16 protein-coding genes are annotated in these 16,373 nt (G+C 68.5%); 12 read left to right on the forward strand and 4 right to left on the reverse strand.

Going from position 1 to position 16,373, the window contains the following annotated elements:
• Nucleotides 1-2 precede the first annotated feature (2 nt).
• Nucleotides 3-1,115 (reverse strand): acyl-CoA dehydrogenase family protein, encoded by a 1,113-nt coding sequence (locus ACFYVR_RS06165; protein ID WP_387470760.1) that lies wholly within the window; start codon nt 1,113-1,115, stop codon nt 3-5.
• A 63-nt stretch (nt 1,116-1,178) separates the two neighbouring features.
• Nucleotides 1,179-2,360: an acyl-CoA dehydrogenase family protein gene (locus ACFYVR_RS06170; RefSeq protein WP_387470762.1), complete on the reverse strand. Its 1,182-nt coding sequence runs from the start codon at nt 2,358-2,360 to the stop codon at nt 1,179-1,181.
• A 224-nt stretch (nt 2,361-2,584) separates the two neighbouring features.
• Between ACFYVR_RS06170 and ACFYVR_RS06175 the strand changes: the two genes are divergently transcribed.
• The 12 genes from ACFYVR_RS06175 (at nt 2,585) to ACFYVR_RS06230 (ending at nt 14,627) form a co-directional block, all read left to right on the forward strand.
• Nucleotides 2,585-2,779 (forward strand): ferredoxin, encoded by a 195-nt coding sequence (locus ACFYVR_RS06175; RefSeq protein ID WP_387470764.1) that lies wholly within the window; start codon nt 2,585-2,587, stop codon nt 2,777-2,779.
• A gap of 122 nt (nt 2,780-2,901) precedes the next feature.
• Nucleotides 2,902-3,807 carry a 3-oxoacyl-ACP reductase gene (locus tag ACFYVR_RS06180; RefSeq protein ID WP_387471184.1) on the forward strand — a complete coding sequence of 302 codons (906 nt, stop codon included), beginning with the start codon at nt 2,902-2,904 and terminating at the stop codon, nt 3,805-3,807.
• A gap of 669 nt (nt 3,808-4,476) precedes the next feature.
• Nucleotides 4,477-5,241, forward strand: a complete 765-nt coding sequence (locus ACFYVR_RS06185; protein WP_387470766.1) for an MlaE family ABC transporter permease — start codon at nt 4,477-4,479, stop codon at nt 5,239-5,241.
• Nucleotides 5,242-5,245: 4 nt separating this feature from the next.
• Entirely contained in the window at nt 5,246-6,097 is an 852-nt protein-coding gene (locus ACFYVR_RS06190) for an MlaE family ABC transporter permease (protein ID WP_387470768.1), read from the forward strand.
• Between the two features lie 5 nt (nt 6,098-6,102).
• The gene (locus tag ACFYVR_RS06195) at nt 6,103-7,284 is read left to right on the forward strand and encodes an MCE family protein (RefSeq protein ID WP_387470770.1); all 1,182 of its coding nucleotides are present in this window, start codon (nt 6,103-6,105) and stop codon (nt 7,282-7,284) included.
• A complete protein-coding gene (locus ACFYVR_RS06200) occupies nt 7,284-8,309 on the forward strand; it encodes an MCE family protein (RefSeq protein ID WP_387470772.1) in 1,026 nt (341 codons plus the stop codon). Before ACFYVR_RS06195 ends, ACFYVR_RS06200 begins: the two co-directional genes overlap by 1 nt.
• Nucleotides 8,306-9,358, forward strand: a complete 1,053-nt coding sequence (locus ACFYVR_RS06205) for an MCE family protein (protein ID WP_387470774.1) — start codon at nt 8,306-8,308, stop codon at nt 9,356-9,358. Before ACFYVR_RS06200 ends, ACFYVR_RS06205 begins: the two co-directional genes overlap by 4 nt.
• On the forward strand, nt 9,355-10,641 hold the full coding sequence (locus ACFYVR_RS06210; RefSeq protein ID WP_387470776.1) for an MCE family protein: 1,287 nt from the start codon (nt 9,355-9,357) through the stop codon (nt 10,639-10,641). The genes ACFYVR_RS06205 and ACFYVR_RS06210 overlap by 4 nt, the downstream gene beginning before the upstream one ends.
• Nucleotides 10,638-11,870: an MCE family protein gene (locus tag ACFYVR_RS06215; protein WP_387470778.1), complete on the forward strand. Its 1,233-nt coding sequence runs from the start codon at nt 10,638-10,640 to the stop codon at nt 11,868-11,870. Before ACFYVR_RS06210 ends, ACFYVR_RS06215 begins: the two co-directional genes overlap by 4 nt.
• Nucleotides 11,867-13,285 carry an MCE family protein gene (locus ACFYVR_RS06220; RefSeq protein ID WP_387470780.1) on the forward strand — a complete coding sequence of 473 codons (1,419 nt, stop codon included), beginning with the start codon at nt 11,867-11,869 and terminating at the stop codon, nt 13,283-13,285. Before ACFYVR_RS06215 ends, ACFYVR_RS06220 begins: the two co-directional genes overlap by 4 nt.
• On the forward strand, nt 13,252-14,061 hold the full coding sequence (locus ACFYVR_RS06225; RefSeq protein WP_387470782.1) for a hypothetical protein: 810 nt from the start codon (nt 13,252-13,254) through the stop codon (nt 14,059-14,061). Before ACFYVR_RS06220 ends, ACFYVR_RS06225 begins: the two co-directional genes overlap by 34 nt.
• A 68-nt stretch (nt 14,062-14,129) precedes the next feature.
• Complete coding sequence (locus tag ACFYVR_RS06230; protein WP_387470784.1) at nt 14,130-14,627, forward strand: h domain protein; 498 nt, start codon at nt 14,130-14,132, stop codon at nt 14,625-14,627.
• A 7-nt stretch (nt 14,628-14,634) separates the two neighbouring features.
• Here ACFYVR_RS06230 and ACFYVR_RS06235 read toward each other — a convergent pair whose 3' ends face one another.
• Both ACFYVR_RS06235 and ACFYVR_RS06240 read right to left on the reverse strand, forming a co-directional pair.
• On the reverse strand, nt 14,635-16,110 hold the full coding sequence (locus ACFYVR_RS06235; RefSeq protein WP_387470786.1) for a trehalose-6-phosphate synthase: 1,476 nt from the start codon (nt 16,108-16,110) through the stop codon (nt 14,635-14,637).
• Between the two features lie 50 nt (nt 16,111-16,160).
• Nucleotides 16,161-16,337, reverse strand: coding sequence for a hypothetical protein (locus ACFYVR_RS06240; protein ID WP_387470788.1), 177 nt, complete (start codon nt 16,335-16,337; stop codon nt 16,161-16,163).
• Nucleotides 16,338-16,373 lie beyond the last annotated feature (36 nt).

Here is a 16,373-nt window from a genome sequence, read left to right on the forward strand (position 1 = left end):
GATCAGGCCGGGACGTCGGCCAGGGCCTGTCCCAGTCTCCGGAGTTGTTCGGTGGCCGAGCCGAGCGCGAACTCGTTGTGCTTGGCGGCCAGGAAGTACCGGTGCACCGGGTGGTCCCGGTCGAGCCCGACTCCGCCGTGCACGTGGATCACCGTGTGCGCGACGCGGTGCCCGGCGTCGGCGGCCCAGAACTTCGCGGTCCGGATCTCGGTTTCCGCGGGCAGGTTCTCGCTCAGGCGCCAGGCGGCCTGCCACAGCGTCGAGCGCACACCCCTGACGTCGATGAACGCGTCCGCGAGACGCTGCGCCACCGCCTGGAAGCTGCCGATCGGGCGGTCGAACTGCACGCGTTCGCGGGCGTACTCCGCCACGAGTTCCAACGCCCGCTCGAGCGTGCCGAGCTGCTGGGCGGACAGGCCGACCGACGCGCGATCGAGGATCCATCGCACGATCTCGGGGCCGCGCTCCACACCGCCGAGCACCCCGGTGGCGACGACGCCGGACAGGTCGACGATCGACTCGGCGCTGAAGTCGGTGGTGGACTGCCGCTCGATCTGCACGCCCGCCGCGGACGGGTCGACGACGAACACCGCGACCCCCTCGACGGTGGTGGCCGGCACGAGTATCGCGTCCGCGAAGGCGGCCGCGGGAACGGTGATCTTGGTGCCGGTGATCACCCAGCCGTCACCGCGTCGGTCGGCGCGGGTGACCGGCTGTGCCGGGTCGAGGTTCAGTTCCTCGGCGAGGGCGACAGTCAGGATCGCGGTGCCGTCGCCTGCCCGCCGGGCCAGTTGCCGCTGCGTCTCGTCACCGAACTCGGCGAGCGCCGACGCCGCGAGCACGATCGAGCCGAGGTACGGCACCGGGGAGACGGTTCGACCGATCTCGCGCAGCACGGTGCACTGCTCGAGAATCCCGAATCCGCCGCCGCCGACCGATTCCGGCAGCGCCGCGGCGAGGACACCGGCATCGGCGAGCGCGTGCCACAGCTTGTCGTCGAAGCGGTCCTCGGCCGAGTCCAGTTCCCGCAGACGGTCGTTGGTGGTGAGCTTCTCGGCGATGCTCCGGGTGAGGTTCTCGAGGTCCTGCTGGGCCTCGGTGGGTGTGAAGTCCACGATGATTCCTTCGGATGGCGTCCTGGTTGTCGGGGAGGGGCAGCGCTCGGCCGGTGGCCGACATCAGCGCCGTGCCGGTGGCTGCCCGAGTGCGGTCATCGCGAGGATGTCGCGCTGCACCTCGTTGGTGCCGCCGCCGAAGGTGAGAATCAGCGAGGACCGGTGCATGCGCTCGACCCGGCCGCGCAGGACGGAGCCCGTCGAGTCCTGACGCAGGTAGGCCAGCGGCCCCAGGACCTCCATCAGCAGTCGGTATGCCTCGGTGGCGAACTCGGTACCGAAGACCTTGCACGCGGAGGCGTCGCCCTTGCTCGGGGCGTGCTCGGCGTTCCAGGCGACCTCCCAGTTCATCAGTTTGAGGTATTCGACCTTGGCGTGGACGCGGGCGAGGTTGATCTGCACCCACTCCTGGTCGATCACGCGGCGACCGTCGGCCGTCTTGGTGTTCTGCGCCCATTCGAGGGTGTCGCGCAACGCACCCTGGATCGGGGCGGCGGAGACCAGGGCGACGCGCTCGTGGTTGAGCTGGTTGGTCATCAGCGCCCAGCCGCCGTTCTCCTCGCCGACGAGGTTCGCGGCGGGCACCCGTACGTCCTGGTAGTAGGTGGCGCTGGTGTCCGGTCCGGCCATCGTGTGCACCGGGGTGTAGGAGAAGCCCGTCGCCGTGGTCGGCACGATGAGCATGCTGATGCCCTTGTGCTTCTTGGCATTCGGGTCGGTACGGCAGGCCAGCCACACGTAGTCGGCGTAGGCGATCAGCGACGTCCACATCTTCTGGCCGTTGACGATGTAGTCGGCGCCGTCCCGGACCGCGGTGGTGCGCAGGCTCGCCAGGTCCGTCCCCGCGCCGGGCTCGGAGTAGCCGATCGAGAAGTGCAGTTCCCCGGAGGAGATCTTCGGCAGGAAGAACTTCTTCTGTTCCTCGGTGCCGAAGTGCATGATGGTCGGCGCGACCGAGTTGATGGTCAGGAACGGGACCGGTGCGCCCGCGATGGCGGCCTCGTCGGTGAAGATCAACTGGTCCATGGCGGAGCGTTCCTGTCCGCCGTACTCCTTCGGCCAGCCCAGGGTGAGCCACCCGTCGCGGCCCATCTCCCGGACGACGTCGCGGTAGACGGTGCCCGAGCCGTACTCGCCGGTCTGGGCGGCCAGCGCTTCGCGGCGCTCGGGAGTGATGAGCGTGGCGAAGTACGAGCGCAGCTCCTCCCGCAGCATCTGCTGCTCCGCCGTGTAGGTGATGTGCATCGATCCCTCTCCGGTCTGACACAGGTTCTCACAGTTGGCGGCGGAGCTCGGCGCCGGGCGGTGCCGCATCGGGCGGCGGCCTGTTCCCCGTTCCGTCCCCATGGGTTTTCCGCATCATTGCACACCAGTGGAACGGGTTCTAGTCTTATGGTGAATCGGGCCGGGCGCCCGGGTCGGGGGTCGCGTTGTCGCCGACCGGAATCCAGCAGAGAAGAGGTGCGTCAATGGAGGTCAAGGTCGATTTCGACCGGTGCGAGGCGAACGGGGTGTGCGTCGGAATCGCCCCCGACGTCTTCGAGCTCGACGACGGCGAGAACCTGATCGTCACGCAGCCCGTCGGCGACGACCAGGCGACCGTCGCGCTGATGGAGGAGGCCGTCTCGCAGTGCCCCCGTGCGGCACTGACGCTGGAGAGGTAGTCGTGCCCTCCTTGCCGCAAACGAGAACACGTTCTAGAGTGACAGCCGTCACGAACGGGTGGCTGCTCGCGGGCGGCCACCACTGACGAATCCGTAACCGATTCACGAAGGCAGTGGTGAGATTGGCTGGTCGCGAGGTAGGTCTGGACGGCAAGGTTGCGATTGTCACCGGTGGTGGCGCGGGCCTCGGCCGGGCGGAGGTGCTCGGCCTGGTGCGGGCGGGTGCGACCGTGGTCGTCAACGACCTGGCCGCGGGTGAGCAGTCGGACACACTGCTGGACGAGGTCCACGCACTCGGAGGCAAGGCCGCGTTCGTTCCCGGCGACATCGGTGAACGGTCCACCGCGGACGCGCTCATGGTGGCCGCGCAGGAGATGGGTGGTGTCGACATCGTCGTCAACAACGCCGGCATCGTGCGCGACCGGATGCTGTTCTCGATGTCCGACGACGAGTGGGACATGGTGCTCAGGGTTCACCTTCGTGGCCATTTCCTGTTGTGCCGCAACGCCGCCGTGTACTGGCGCGCGGAATCCAAGGCGGTCGGGGCGCCGGTGTACGGCCGGCTGATCAACACCTCGTCGGAGGCCGGTCTGCTCGGACCCGCCGGACAGCCGAACTACGGCGCCGCCAAGGCGGGCATCACGGCCCTGACCCTGTCCGCGGCGCGCGGGCTCGAACGGTACGGCGTGCGCGCCAATGCCATCTGCCCCCGCGCTCGGACCGCGATGACCGAGAACGTCTTCGGTGACCCGCCGGCGGACGGCGTGGACCCGCTGTCGCCGGACCATGTGGTCAACCTGGTGTCGTTCCTGGCCTCGCCGGCCGCGGACGCGATCAACGGTCAGGTCTTCGTCGTGTACGGACCCATGGTCGCGCTGATGGCGGCACCGGTCGTCGAGCAGCGTTTCGACGCTCCCGGAACGCAGTGGGATCCGGCGTCGCTCGCCGAGTCGCTCGGCGGGTACTTCGACGGGCGCGATCCGGCCCGGATGTTCGCGGCGACGGACGCCGTGAAGTCGCTGGGCTGAGGAACGAGGCCGCCGGAGTGCCGATCGCGGCAGTCGGTTGGGCGCAGTGTTCGCGCCGGGTTTCGTTCCCGCACCGAGGGTTTGTTTGCACTGAGAAGTAGTTGCTCGATTTCGCCACGCGAGGCCGGTGTGACCGGACATGATTGTGCCGAGTGGACACCATCGACGACCTCGGTGTGACGCAGGTTCGAGCAGCCTCCGGCATCCGGTGTGGGGGGCTGTCGTCCGACGGCGCCGGCGGGGTGCGCGGCGAAGGGCGGGGGAGCGGCGAGAGCGCTTCTCCGCCCTCGTCGTATCGCCTTTCGCGTTGTCGTCCGGGCGGTTGTCGCGTGAGGTCTTCGGGCGGAAGTGGGGTGGGCGGAGTGGCGCGGTCGAGGATGGTTCGAAGGGTGGAGTACCTGGGTGCGGTGCTCGGCCTGATTCGAGTCGAGGACCGAGCGTTCGACATCGGTGTAGACGTGGTGAACGCGTCCGAGTCGCGGCCTCGTGATTCCTTTCATTTATCCCGAACGAGCTGGGAAAACAGTGATTCCAGTGAGCAGCTTTGACACCTGAACACGTTCTAATTAATATGACCCGCGTCACAGATGTCGGGGGGAGTCGGGGCGTCGCTCGACGCGCCGCAGTCGTCCCGCGCGCCACACGCGCGACACCACAGGAGGAGGAGTTGTGAACGACCTCCTCGCCGTGCCGCTGCGAGCGGTCGGCGGCTTCTTCCAGATGACCGCGGAGACCTTCCGGGCGATGGTTCGCCCGCCACTGCAGGGCCGCGAATTCGTGGACCAGGCCTGGTTCGTCGCCCGGGTGTCGATGGTGCCGACCGTGCTCGTGGCGATCCCGTTCACCGTCCTGGTGAGTTTCACGATCAACATCCTGCTCCGGGAGATCGGCGCCGCCGACCTGTCCGGCGCCGGTGCCGCGCTCGGTGCCGTCACCCAGGTCGGACCGATCGTGACGGTGCTGATCGTCGCCGGCGCCGGCGCCACCGCCATCTGCGCGGACCTCGCCGCCCGGACCATCCGCGAGGAGATCGACGCGATGCGGGTGCTCGGCATCGACCCGGTCCAGCGGCTGGTGGTGCCCCGGGTGCTGGCCTCCACCGTGGTCGCCCTCCTGCTCAACGGACTCGTCAGCACCATCGGCATCGTCGGTGGATTCGCCTTCTCGGTGCTGCTGCAGGGCGTGAACCCGGGCGCGTTCGTCAACGGGATCACGCTGCTGACCGGATTCGGCGAACTGATGATCTCGCAGCTCAAGGCCGGGCTGTTCGGCATGATCGCGGGGTTGGTCGCCTGCTACCTCGGGCTGGGTGTGAAGGGCGGAGCCAAGAGTGTGGGCGACGCCGTCAACCAGACCGTCGTGTTCGCGTTCATGGCGCTGTTCGTCGTCAACGTCCTCGTCACGGCCATCGGCATCAAGCTGACGGCGGGGTGACGGCATGGCCTTCGCGTTGACCGGCAAGTTCCAGGGCACCCGCCGGCGGATCCGCAGAATGTCCGTCGCCGTCGACACCGTCGGCGAGCAGGCGATCTTCTTCTGGCGTGCACTCGTCTGGGCACCCCGTGCGCTCGTGCACTACCGGAAGGAGACGATCCGGCTGATCGCCGAGATCAGCATGGGGACCGGTGCTCTCGCCGTCATCGGCGGCACCGTCGTCATCGTCGGTTTTCTCACCCTGTTCGCCGGCGGCACCATCGCCGTCCAGGGTTACAGTTCGCTCGGCAACATCGGCGTCGAGGCACTCACCGGCTTCTTCGCCGCCTTCATCAACGTGCGGATCGCGGCACCGGTGATCGCCGGCATCGGCCTGGCCGCCACGATCGGCGCCGGGTCCACGGCCCAACTCGGGGCGATGCGGGTCTCCGAGGAGATCGACGCGCTCGAGGTGATGGCGATCCCGTCGATCCCCTACCTCGTCAGCACCCGGGTGATGGCCGGAATGATCGCGATCGTCCCCCTCTACTCCCTGGCGGTCGTCGCGTCGTTCGTGGCGAGCCGCTTCGCGACCGTGGTGCTGTACGGGCAGTCGTCCGGTGTCTACGACCACTACTTCTCGACGTTCCTGATCCCCACCGACATCCTGTGGTCGTTCGCCCAGGCGATCGTGATGGCACTGGCCGTCATGCTGATCCACACCTACTACGGCTTCAACGCCAGTGGCGGACCGGTCGGTGTCGGCGTCGCCGTCGGCAACGCGGTGCGGATGTCGCTGATCGCGGTCGTCACCGTGACCCTGCTGCTCTCACTCGCCATCTACGGCGGGTCCGGCAACTTCAACCTCTCGGGATAGCGCGCATGACCGACTCCTCGTGGAAGAAGAAGCTCGCCGCGCTGATCCTGGTCGGCGGCCTCGTCGCTGTCGTCGCCGTCGCGCTGACCATGTTCTCCGGCGGATTCACCAGCACCGAACCGGTGACCGTGACCGCCGATCGGGCCGGCCTGGTCATGGATCCGCAGGCGAAGGTGAAGATGCGTGGCGTGGAGGTCGGCCGGGTCGGGTCCATCGACGAGGTGGACGGCCAGGCCGTGCTCCACCTCGACATGGATCCCGATCAACTGGAACTGATTCCGTCGAACTCGACGGTGGAGATCAAGTCCACCACGGTGTTCGGTGCCAAGTACGTCAACTTCGTGGTGCCCGAACACCCGTCGTCGCAGTCGCTGGCACCGGGCACGAACGTCGCCGCCACCTCGGTCACCGTCGAATTCAACACCCTGTTCCAGCACCTGTCGGAGCTGTTGCAGCAGATCGAGCCGGAGAAACTCAACGCCACCCTGGGTGCCGTCTCCGACGCGCTGAACGGCCGCGGCGACGAACTCGGTCAGCTGCTCGCCGACACCCACTCGTACCTGAAGGAGCTCAATCCCTCACTGCCGCAGCTGCAGCAGGACCTGGCCGCCGCGGCCACGGTCGCCGACACCTACGCCGACGTCACCCCCGACCTGATGACGTTGTTGGCCAACGCGACCGTGACGAGCGGCAGCATCGTCGCGGAGCAGGCCAACCTGAACCTGCTGCTGATGAACGTCACCGGACTGGCGAACACCGCGAACCAGGTGCTCACGGACAACGAGGCGGATCTCACGCAGTCGCTCGCGCTGCTCGAACCGACGACCGCGCTCGCCGCCGAGTACTCCCCGAGCCTCGCCTGCCTGATCGTCGGACTGAACAACGTCCGCCCGATCGCCGAGGAACTCGAGGGGGGCAACCAGCCCGGTTTCGCGTTGAGCGCCAGCTTCATCCCCGGTGAGGCGCCCTACACCTACCCGACGGACCTGCCCAAGGTGAACGCGTCCGGCGGCCCGAACTGCTGGGGTCTGCCCAACTTCGACCCGAATCGGGACGGCAACGCGAAGTTCGTCGTCGCCGACACCGGCACGGTGCCGTACGTCCCGTCCACGACGGCGTCGCTGAACGTGCCCAAGATGTTCCAGTGGCTGTACGCGGGTGTCGCGCCGCAGGGAGGGCAGAACTGATGCGCCCGACCGCGATCAAGCTGCTCGTCTTCACCACCGTGATGGTGCTGATCTTCGCCGGCCTCGCCGTCGTCTTCAGCCAGTTCCGCTTCAGTACCAGCAACGGGTACCACGCCGAGTTCACCAGCGCCTCGGGGCTCGCGGCCGGGGACAAGGTGCGGATCGCAGGCGTCCCGGTCGGGTCGGTGACGAAGGTCGAGGTCGGCCCCGAGAACCAGGCACAGGTCGCGTTCGACGTGGACAGCGAGTACCCGCTGTTCGAGAGCACCCGCGCCACCGTCCGGTACGAGAACCTCGTCGGTGACCGCTACCTCGAGCTCCTCGAGGGCGCCGGGTCGTCGGCGATCCTCGTCGACGGCGGCACGATTCCCGAGTCGCAGACGTCGCCCGCGCTGGACCTCGACCTGCTGCTCGGCGGGTTCAAGCCGCTGCTGCGGGGTCTGAACGCGGACCAGGTGAACGACCTGACCGGCGCGCTGCTGCAGGTGCTGCAGGGGCAGGGCGGGACGCTGGTCTCGCTGCTCGGCAGCACCAGTTCGTTCACCGCCACGCTCGCGGACCGGGACCAGCTGATCGGTGACGTGATCACCAACCTGAACACCACTCTGGAGACGATCAACGACCGCGGCGACCAGTTCTCGTCGACCGTCGATCAACTGCAGCAGCTGGTCAGCGGCCTGGCGCAGGATCGCGATCCGATCGGCGCCGCGATCCCCGAGATCGCCACCGCAACAGGGGATCTCGCGGATCTGCTCGAGGGTGCACGGCCCGATCTGCAGGCGACGATCGCGGGAGCGAACCAGGTGGCCACCCAGCTGGTCGCCGGGCAGGACCAGGTCGACTGGGTGCTCGAGCGACTTCCGGACGCCTACCGGAAGCTGATCCGCACCGGCGCCTACGGAAGCTTCTTCCAGTTCTACACGTGCTCGGTCAAGTTCAAGTTCTCCGGACCGGACGGTCAGGAGTTGCACGTCGAGCTGCCGACCACTCCGACGCAGACGACCGGGAGGTGCGCGTTCCGATGACCACACGCGAACGAAACCCCGTCCAGATCGGCGTCATCGGCATCGTCGTCGCGGCCGCCCTGGTGTTGGCCGGCCTGCAGTACGACCGGCTGCCGTTCATCGCGGGCGGTGTCCGCTACGACGCGTACTTCGCGGACGCGGGCGGCCTGCTCACCGGCGACTACGTGACGGTTGCCGGGGTGAACGTCGGCAAGGTCGAGAAGGTCGAACTGGACGGCACCGACGTGCTCGTGCGGTTCTCGGTGGACGAGGGCATCCGACTCGGAGACAGCACCCGCGCCGACATCAAGACCAACACCATTCTGGGGCGCAAGTCCCTCGAGGTGACCCCGGAGGGAGCCGAGACGATGCCGGTCGGTGGCGCGATCCCGCTGGAGCGCACCAACTCTCCGTACTCGCTCAATGACGCCCTCGGCGATCTGACGACGACCGTGTCGGAACTGGACACCGACCAGCTCAACGACGCCCTGAACGCGACGTCGGACGCGCTGGCCGACACCCCGCCGGAACTGCGGACCGCGCTCGACGGCGTCTCGCGTCTGTCCGCCAGCCTCAACTCGCGCGACGAGGCGCTCGAGGACCTGCTGGCCCGCGCCGAGAGCGTGACGGGCATCCTCGCCGCCCGCAGCGACCAGATCAACGCCCTCATCGTGGACGGCAACGATCTGCTCGGCGAACTGGATCGGCGCCGTGCCGCGATCAGCGAGCTGATCAGCAACGTCTCGTCCGTCTCGCGTCAGCTCACCGGCCTCGTCCAGGACAACGAGCAGCAGTTGAAGCCGACGCTGGACAAGCTCAACGCGACGGTGGACATCCTGCAGCGCAACCGGGACAACATCAGCCGGGCGCTCGACGGGCTCGGTCCGTACGCGACCGCGCTCGGCGAGGCCGTCAGCAGCGGACCGTTCTTCATGGCGTACGTGGCGAACTTCAGCGTCGGCGCGATGACCCAGACGTTCGTCGACTCGCTGGTGTGGCCGGAGCACGTGCCGCAGGACCTCCAGCAGTTCCCGCCGCTGAAGACCGAGCTCAAGGACCCGAACCGATGAGCGTGCAGAGTACGTCCGCGAAGCGGTGGCTGGTCGGCGGAGGGGTCGCCCTCGTCGTCGCCGCGGTCGCCGCCGCCGCGATCCTGTTCTTCGTCCCCGGCCTGGGGAAGAACACGATCACCGCCGAGTTCCCGACCACCACAGGGCTGTACGCGGGCGACGACGTCCGGGTGCTGGGCGTCAAGGTCGGCACCATCGAGAGCATCGATCCGAACGGAACCGGTGCGACGGTCGTGATGCACGTAGATCGTTCGGTGGAGATCCCTGCCGACGCCGCCGCCGTGATCGTCGCGCCCAGCCTGGTCGCCGCGCGCTTCGTCCAGCTCACACCGGTCTACACCGGAGGCGAGACGATGAGCGACGGCGCGCGGATCCCGGTGGAGCGCACCGCGGTTCCCGTCGAATGGGACGAGATCAAGACGGAGCTGGCGAAGCTGTCCGAGGCCCTCGGGCCGCAGGGCGCCGCCGACCAGGGTTCGCTCGGACGGTTCGTCGACACCGCCGCCGCGAACCTCGACGGCAACGGGGAGGCGCTGCGGTCCACCCTGCGCGAGCTGTCGGACACCATGAAGCTGCTCTCGGACGGACGGACCGACCTGTTCGGCACCGTCCGGAACCTGCAGGCGTTCGTGTCCGCGCTGGCGGCGAGCAACGAGCAGATCGTGCAGTTCGGCGGACGGCTCGCGTCGGTGTCGTCGCTGCTGGCCGACACCAGTGACGAACTGGGCACCGCACTGGGCGATCTCGACGTCGCGTTGGGCGACGTGCAGCGCTTCGTCGCGGAGAACCGGGACTCGCTCAGCGAACAGGTCGGCCGCCTCGCCGACGCCACCACGGTGCTGGCCCAGAAACGCCCCCAGCTCGAGCAGGTCCTGCACGTGGCCCCGAATGCGCTGGCCAACTTCAACAACATCTACAGCCCCGCGCAGGGGTCGTTGAACGGCGCGATCGCACTGAGCAACGCGGGCAACCCGATCAACATGGTGTGCGGTCTGATCTCCGGGCTGGAGGCGAACGACTCCGACCGCAGCGCGGACCTGTGCGCGCAGTACCTCGGCCCGGTGCTGAACTCGGTCGCGATGAACTACCCGGGCTTCCTGACCAATCCGGCGATCGCGGCGAACGCCCGGCCCGACCAGATCGCCTACTCACCGCCGAGCCTGGCCGGTCAGGTCGCGCCGCGGCAGGAGGCCACCTCCATCGCGGGCCCCCTCGCCGCCATGCCGACGGTGAACGTGCCGGCCGATCTCGGGGCCCTGCTCAACCCGGGAGGTGGGCGATGATCCGGCGGGGACGGCGCCGCGCCGGTGCGGCCGCGGTCGCGGTCGCGACGGTGCTGACGCTGACCCTGAGCGCGTGCGAATGGGAGGGCCTCAACTCGGTGCCGCTGCCCGGCACCGAGGGCGGTGGGGAGGGCGCGTACACGGTCACGATCGAGATGCCGAACGTGACCACCCTGTCGGAGAATTCGCCGGTGCGCGTGAACGACGTGACGGTCGGAACCGTCACCGGCATCGAGGTGCAGGGCTGGCACGCGGAGGTCACCGTCTCGTTGAACCAGGATGTGGAGCTGCCTGCCAACGCGGTCGCGAGAATCGGGCAGACCAGCCTGCTCGGGTCGCAGCACCTGGAGCTCGCGCCGCCGCCGGGCATCGCCCCGGAGGGCACCCTCGAGGACGGCGACGTCATCCCGCTCGAGCGGGCGGGCGCCTACCCCACGACCGAGCAGACGCTGTCGTCACTGTCGGTGGTGCTCAACGGCGGTGGGCTGGCGCAGATCAACGACATCACCCGTGAGCTGAACGCGGCGCTGGGTGGCCGGGAGGAGTCGATCCGGGACCTGCTGCCGCAGCTCGACCAGCTCGTCGGGAGCCTGGATGCACAACGCGGCGAGATCATCTCGGCGATGGAGGGCATCGACCGGCTGGCGAGCACGGTGAACCAGCAGACCGAGACGCTGACCGCGGCCCTCGACGGGATCCCGCCCGCGCTCGAGGTCCTCGTCGCGCAGCGGCAGAACCTCACCACCGCACTCGTCGCGCTCGGAAACCTCAGCACGACGGCGACGCGCGTCATCAACGAGAGCGGATCCGATCTGGAGGCGAACCTGGCTTCGCTCGCACCGCTGCTCGACCAGTTGGCCAGCACCGGCAACGCACTCACCGACGTGCTCTCGCTGCTGCTGACCTTCCCGTTCGCGATGAAGAACATGGACCAGGTGTTCCGCGGTGACTACGCCAACCTGATGATGATGATCGACCTCACCAACACGCGGCTCGATGCGAACTTCCTGACCGGGACCGGTCTGGCGGGCCGGCTCGGCGGAGTCGAGGGCGCACTGGGCACCCTGGCCGGCGTCGCCGGTCAGGCGACCGACCCACTGCAGATCCCCGCGCCGCGCGCACCCGACGTCATCCAGTCCGAGCCCACACCCGCCCCCGCGCCGGTGATTCCGGGACTGCCGCAGATCCAGATACCCGGACTGCCTCAGCTGGGAGGCCAGACGCCATGATGCTCACGAAGTTCGTCCGCGTCCAGTTGGTGATCTTCTCGATCCTGACGGTGATCGGGCTGGTGGTGATGGCCACCCAGTACGTGCGACTGCCCGCGCTGTTCGGTGTCGGGCAGATCGCGGTCACGGTGCAGCTCCCCTCGACCGGTGGGCTGTACCCGCACGCGAACGTCGCGTTCCGCGGCACCAACATCGGCAAGGTCGAGGACGTGGTGCTGACCACGGACGGGGTCGACGCGACCCTGTCGATCGGCAGCGGGTACGACATCCCCGCGGATCTCGATGCCGCGGTCAAGAGTGTGTCGGCGATCGGTGAGCAGTACGTGGATCTGATCCCGCGAACCGATTCCGGGCCGTACCTGTCCGACGGCGACGTGATACCGATCGACCGGACGACGGTGCCCCAGGACGTCGGGGCGATGCTCGACCAGGCCGACGAACTCGTCGCGAGCATCTCGAACACGCGGTTGCGGACCGTGGTCGACGAGTCGTTCAAGGCGTTCAACGGTGCCGGGCCCGACCTGCAGCAACTGATCGACTCGGCCCGGCTGTTCGTGCAGGAGGCCGACGAGAACGTCGACGCCACGAAGACGCTGATCGACCAGGCGGGTGCACTGCTCGACACCCAGGTGGTGACCAGCGACGCGATCCGTTCGTGGACAGCGGATCTGGTGACCTTCAGCAACCGGCTGCGCGCCAGTGATCCGCAGATCCGGTCCCTGCTCGAGCGGGGACCGTCGGCGGCGGCGGAGGCGACCGAGCTGTTCCAGCAGTTGCAGCCGACGCTGCCGGTGCTGCTGGCGAACCTGGTCAGTGTCGGCGAGGTCGGTGTCATCTACAACAAGAGCATCGAACAGGTGATGGTGATCTACCCGCCGCTGGTCGCCGGACTGATGACCGCGGCCCTGACCGGGCCCCGCGAGGACGGCGCGATCGTCAACTTCAACCTCGAGGCCAACGACCCACCCCCGTGCACCACCGGATTCGTCCCGGCCGACCAGTGGCGACCGGGCGACGACGTGTCCGTTCCGGACACCCCGCCGGACCTGTTCTGCAAGGTGGCGCCGGACGATCCGAGCGCCGTCCGGGGTGCGCGGAACTACCCGTGCATGGAGTACCCGGGACTGCGCGGCCCGTCACCCGAGGTGTGCCGGAGCGAGGCCGGATACGTTGCGCAGGGCAACAATCCGCCGAACGGGCCCGTCCAGGATCCGTCTGTACCCTCGTACACGACGGCTCCGGCGTCCTACGACGGAGCCGTGGGGGTGCCCGCGACGGCGCGTCCGTACGACCCGACGACCGGTAAGTACGTCGGGCCCGACGGCCGCCTGTACGCCCAGCCAGCGCTGGCGCCGGGCGGAAAAGCAAGGGAGGACACGACGTGGCAGACGATGATGACACGTCAGCAGGGCTGACAACCGGCACCAGGCCGCCCGCGCGGCGGCGGGCCAGTCGCAGCGCGGGACCGCCGAAGGAACAGCAGTCTCCGGCGACACCGGCCGCGGAGAAGTCCCCGGCGGCGGCAACCGTCGTGGACCGGCCGGACACGGCCGTGCCGGCACGGGAGCCGGGATCGTCGAACGCCCCGGAGGTCGATGCAGAGAAGGCGGATTCCCTTGTGGTGCAATCGGTCGACGCCGGATCCGAAGGGAATGTCGAACCGGCCGAGGAGGGTCGGGGCGTCGAAGAACCCGTCCCCTCCGCCCGCTCGCGGAAGCGCCTGGCCGCATGGACCGGCGCGGCCGTGCTGATCGTGGCCCTGGTCGCCGCGTCGGTGTGGCTGCTGATCGAGCGGAACGCGGCCCACGAGCGGGACGCGCAACGGAACGCGTTCGTGCAGACCGCCCGTCAGACGGTGCTCAACCTGACCACGATCAAGCCGGAGACCGCGAAGGAGGACGTCGACCGCATCCTGGCCGGCGCGAGCGGGGAGTTCCGGTCCGAGTTCGACGGCCGCGAGGACCCCTTCGTCAGCGTCGTGCAGGAGGCCGGGGTGACCACGGTCGGCAAGATCCTCGAGTCGGGCCTCGAGAGTGAGGACGGGAACACGGCGAAGGTGCTCGTCGCCGCGCGCGCCGACGTCAGCACCCCCGACGGCACCCAGAACGGTCCGCGGGACTTCCGGATGCGCGTGACCGTGACCGACGACGGGGGCACCATGACGGCCTCGAAGGTGGAGTTCGTGCCATGAGCGATGTGGACAGGCAGCCGGAGCACACGGAGTCGAGTGAGGACGCGGTTACCGTGGAAAGTGCTGCAGTGACTGCGAACTCGACGGTACTGCCCAGGGTGCTCGCCGTGGTCACGGGCGTGGTGGTGGTCGCGCTCGCCGTGTTCGTCGGGATCCTCGCCAAGGGGTACCTGGAGGACCGGGCGACCGAACAGGCCCGGATCGACGCGGTCGCGGCGGCGAGTCAGCAGGCCGCCGCGATGTTGTCGTACAACTACAACGAGGTCGACCAGCAGCTGGCCGCGGCGGCCGACGGACTGACCGGTGACTTCAAGGCCGACTACACCACGCTGGTGGAGGAGACCATCGCTCCCGGCGCCAAGGAGAAGAAGCTGACCGTGCAGGCCACCGTACAGGCCGGGTCGATCGTGTCCGCCACGACCGACGACGCCGTGGTGCTGCTCTTCGTCAACCAGATCACCACCAGCGCCGACGCGCCCGACGCCGCCACCACCGGCAGCCGGGTCCGCATGGAGATGCACAAGGACGGCGACCGGTGGCTGACCGGCCGTCTCACCCCGGTCTAGCCGGCCCTCAGTCCGCCGGTTCCTCCGCCGGTTCCTCGGCCGGCATGAGGGCCGCACCGGCGACCGACTCGCGGGCCAGTGCGGTGAGGAACGCGCGGGCCCAGCGGTCGACGTCGTGGGCGAGGACCTGGCGGCGCAGCGCGCGCATGTGCCTGCGGCCGTCCTCCGGAGGCTGCGTCAGTGCCGCCTCCATCTTGTCCTTGACGTCCTCGAGGTCGTGCGGGTTGCACAGGAACGCCTGCCGGAGTTCGGCTGCGGCGCCGGTGAACTCGCTCAGCACCAGTGCGCCGCCGAGGTCGCTGCGGCAGGCGATGTACTCCTTGGCGACCAGGTTCATGCCGTCGCGCAGCGGCGTCACCAGCATGACGTCCGCGGCGACGAAGAAGGCGATCAGTTCGTCACGCGGAATCGGGCGATGGATGTAGTGCACGACGGGCCGGCCGACTTCCGCGTACTCGCCGTTGATGCGGCTGACGGTCATCTCGATCTCGCCGCGCATCTGCACGTACGACTCGACGCGCTCGCGGCTCGGCGTCGCCAGCTGCACCATCACCGTCTCGGACGGGTCGACCCGGCTCTCGGCGATCAGCTCGTGCAACGCGTCCAGGCGTACGTCGATCCCCTTGGTGTAGTCGAGGCGGTCGACACCGAGCATGATCTTCTTCGGGTTGCCCAGCTCCTTGCGGATCTTCTTGGCACGATCGCGGATCGACTTGGTGCGGGACTGCTCGTCGAGGGCACCGGACGCGATGGAGATGGGGAACGCGCCGACCCGGACGGTGCGGAAGCCGACCTGGACCACGCCGAGCCTCGACCGCACCCCGACCGTGCCGCGGGACGTCTGGTGGCCGAGCAGCCTGCGGGCCAGGAACAAGAAGTTCTCCGCGCCGCCGGGCAGATGGAAACCGATCAGGTCGGCGCCGAGCAGACCTTCGACGATCTCCGTCCGCCACGGCATCTGCATGAACAGCTCGACCGGCGGGAAGGGGATGTGCAGGAAGAACCCGATGGTCAGGTCGGGGCGCAGCATACGCAGCATCTTCGGCACCAACTGGAGTTGGTAGTCCTGGATCCAGACCGTCGCGCCCTCGGCCGCGGCTTTCGCGGTGGCCTCGGCGAAGCGGCGGTTGACGTCGACGTAGGTGTTCCACCACTCCCGGCGGTACTCCGGTCGGACGATCACGTCGTGGTACAGCGGCCACAGGGTGGCGTTGGAGAAACCCTCGTAGTAGTCGGCGACGTCCTGGGCGCTGAGCGCGACCGGATGCATCTCGATGCCGTCCTCGGTGATCGGCTCGAGTTCGGTGTCGGGGACACCGGGCCACCCGACCCAGGCTCCGCTGTTCCCGCGGAGGATGGGTTCGAGTGCGGTGACGAGTCCGCCTGGGCTTCGTTTCCACCGGGTTGTCCCGTCCGGCAGCCGCTCCAGGTCGACGGGGAGCCGGTTGGCGACGACGACGAATTCCGAGGCGGCTGAGCCCACTGTGGTCCTGTTCCTCCCAGCCGCGTTGACGTCGCGTCAGCGTCGGCGAACTAGTCGATCTTGGCCGAGGGGCCGATTCCGAGCATAGCCAGCAACATGCGACATTCGTCGGCATCTTCGGCATAGGCCGCGACAACCCGCTGCGCCTTCCGGGCGGTTTCGTCGGTGAGGGGCTCGAGTTCCTCGTCGACGAGGTCGTTCTCGGTGGTGGTCTTGGTGGTGGACATGGTGCCGGTTCCTCCCAGGCGGAAGCTGCGTGGGGC

The organism is Rhodococcus sp. NPDC003318 (assembly GCF_042879035.1).
Classification (GTDB): Bacteria; Actinomycetota; Actinomycetes; order Mycobacteriales; family Mycobacteriaceae; genus Rhodococcus_G.

Coding starts and splice junctions, on each gene's coding strand:
- ACFYVR_RS06200 (WP_387470772.1), top strand. CDS start 7,284: ATGCGCCCGACCGCGATCAAGCTGCTCGTCTTCACCACCGTGATGGTG.
- ACFYVR_RS06220 (WP_387470780.1), top strand. CDS start 11,867: ATGATGCTCACGAAGTTCGTCCGCGTCCAGTTGGTGATCTTCTCGATC.
- ACFYVR_RS06240 (WP_387470788.1), bottom strand. CDS start 16,337: ATGTCCACCACCAAGACCACCACCGAGAACGACCTCGTCGACGAGGAA.
- ACFYVR_RS06170 (WP_387470762.1), bottom strand. CDS start 2,360: ATGCACATCACCTACACGGCGGAGCAGCAGATGCTGCGGGAGGAGCTG.
- ACFYVR_RS06190 (WP_387470768.1), top strand. CDS start 5,246: ATGGCCTTCGCGTTGACCGGCAAGTTCCAGGGCACCCGCCGGCGGATC.
- ACFYVR_RS06205 (WP_387470774.1), top strand. CDS start 8,306: ATGACCACACGCGAACGAAACCCCGTCCAGATCGGCGTCATCGGCATC.
- ACFYVR_RS06195 (WP_387470770.1), top strand. CDS start 6,103: ATGACCGACTCCTCGTGGAAGAAGAAGCTCGCCGCGCTGATCCTGGTC.
- ACFYVR_RS06210 (WP_387470776.1), top strand. CDS start 9,355: ATGAGCGTGCAGAGTACGTCCGCGAAGCGGTGGCTGGTCGGCGGAGGG.
- ACFYVR_RS06215 (WP_387470778.1), top strand. CDS start 10,638: ATGATCCGGCGGGGACGGCGCCGCGCCGGTGCGGCCGCGGTCGCGGTC.
- ACFYVR_RS06175 (WP_387470764.1), top strand. CDS start 2,585: ATGGAGGTCAAGGTCGATTTCGACCGGTGCGAGGCGAACGGGGTGTGC.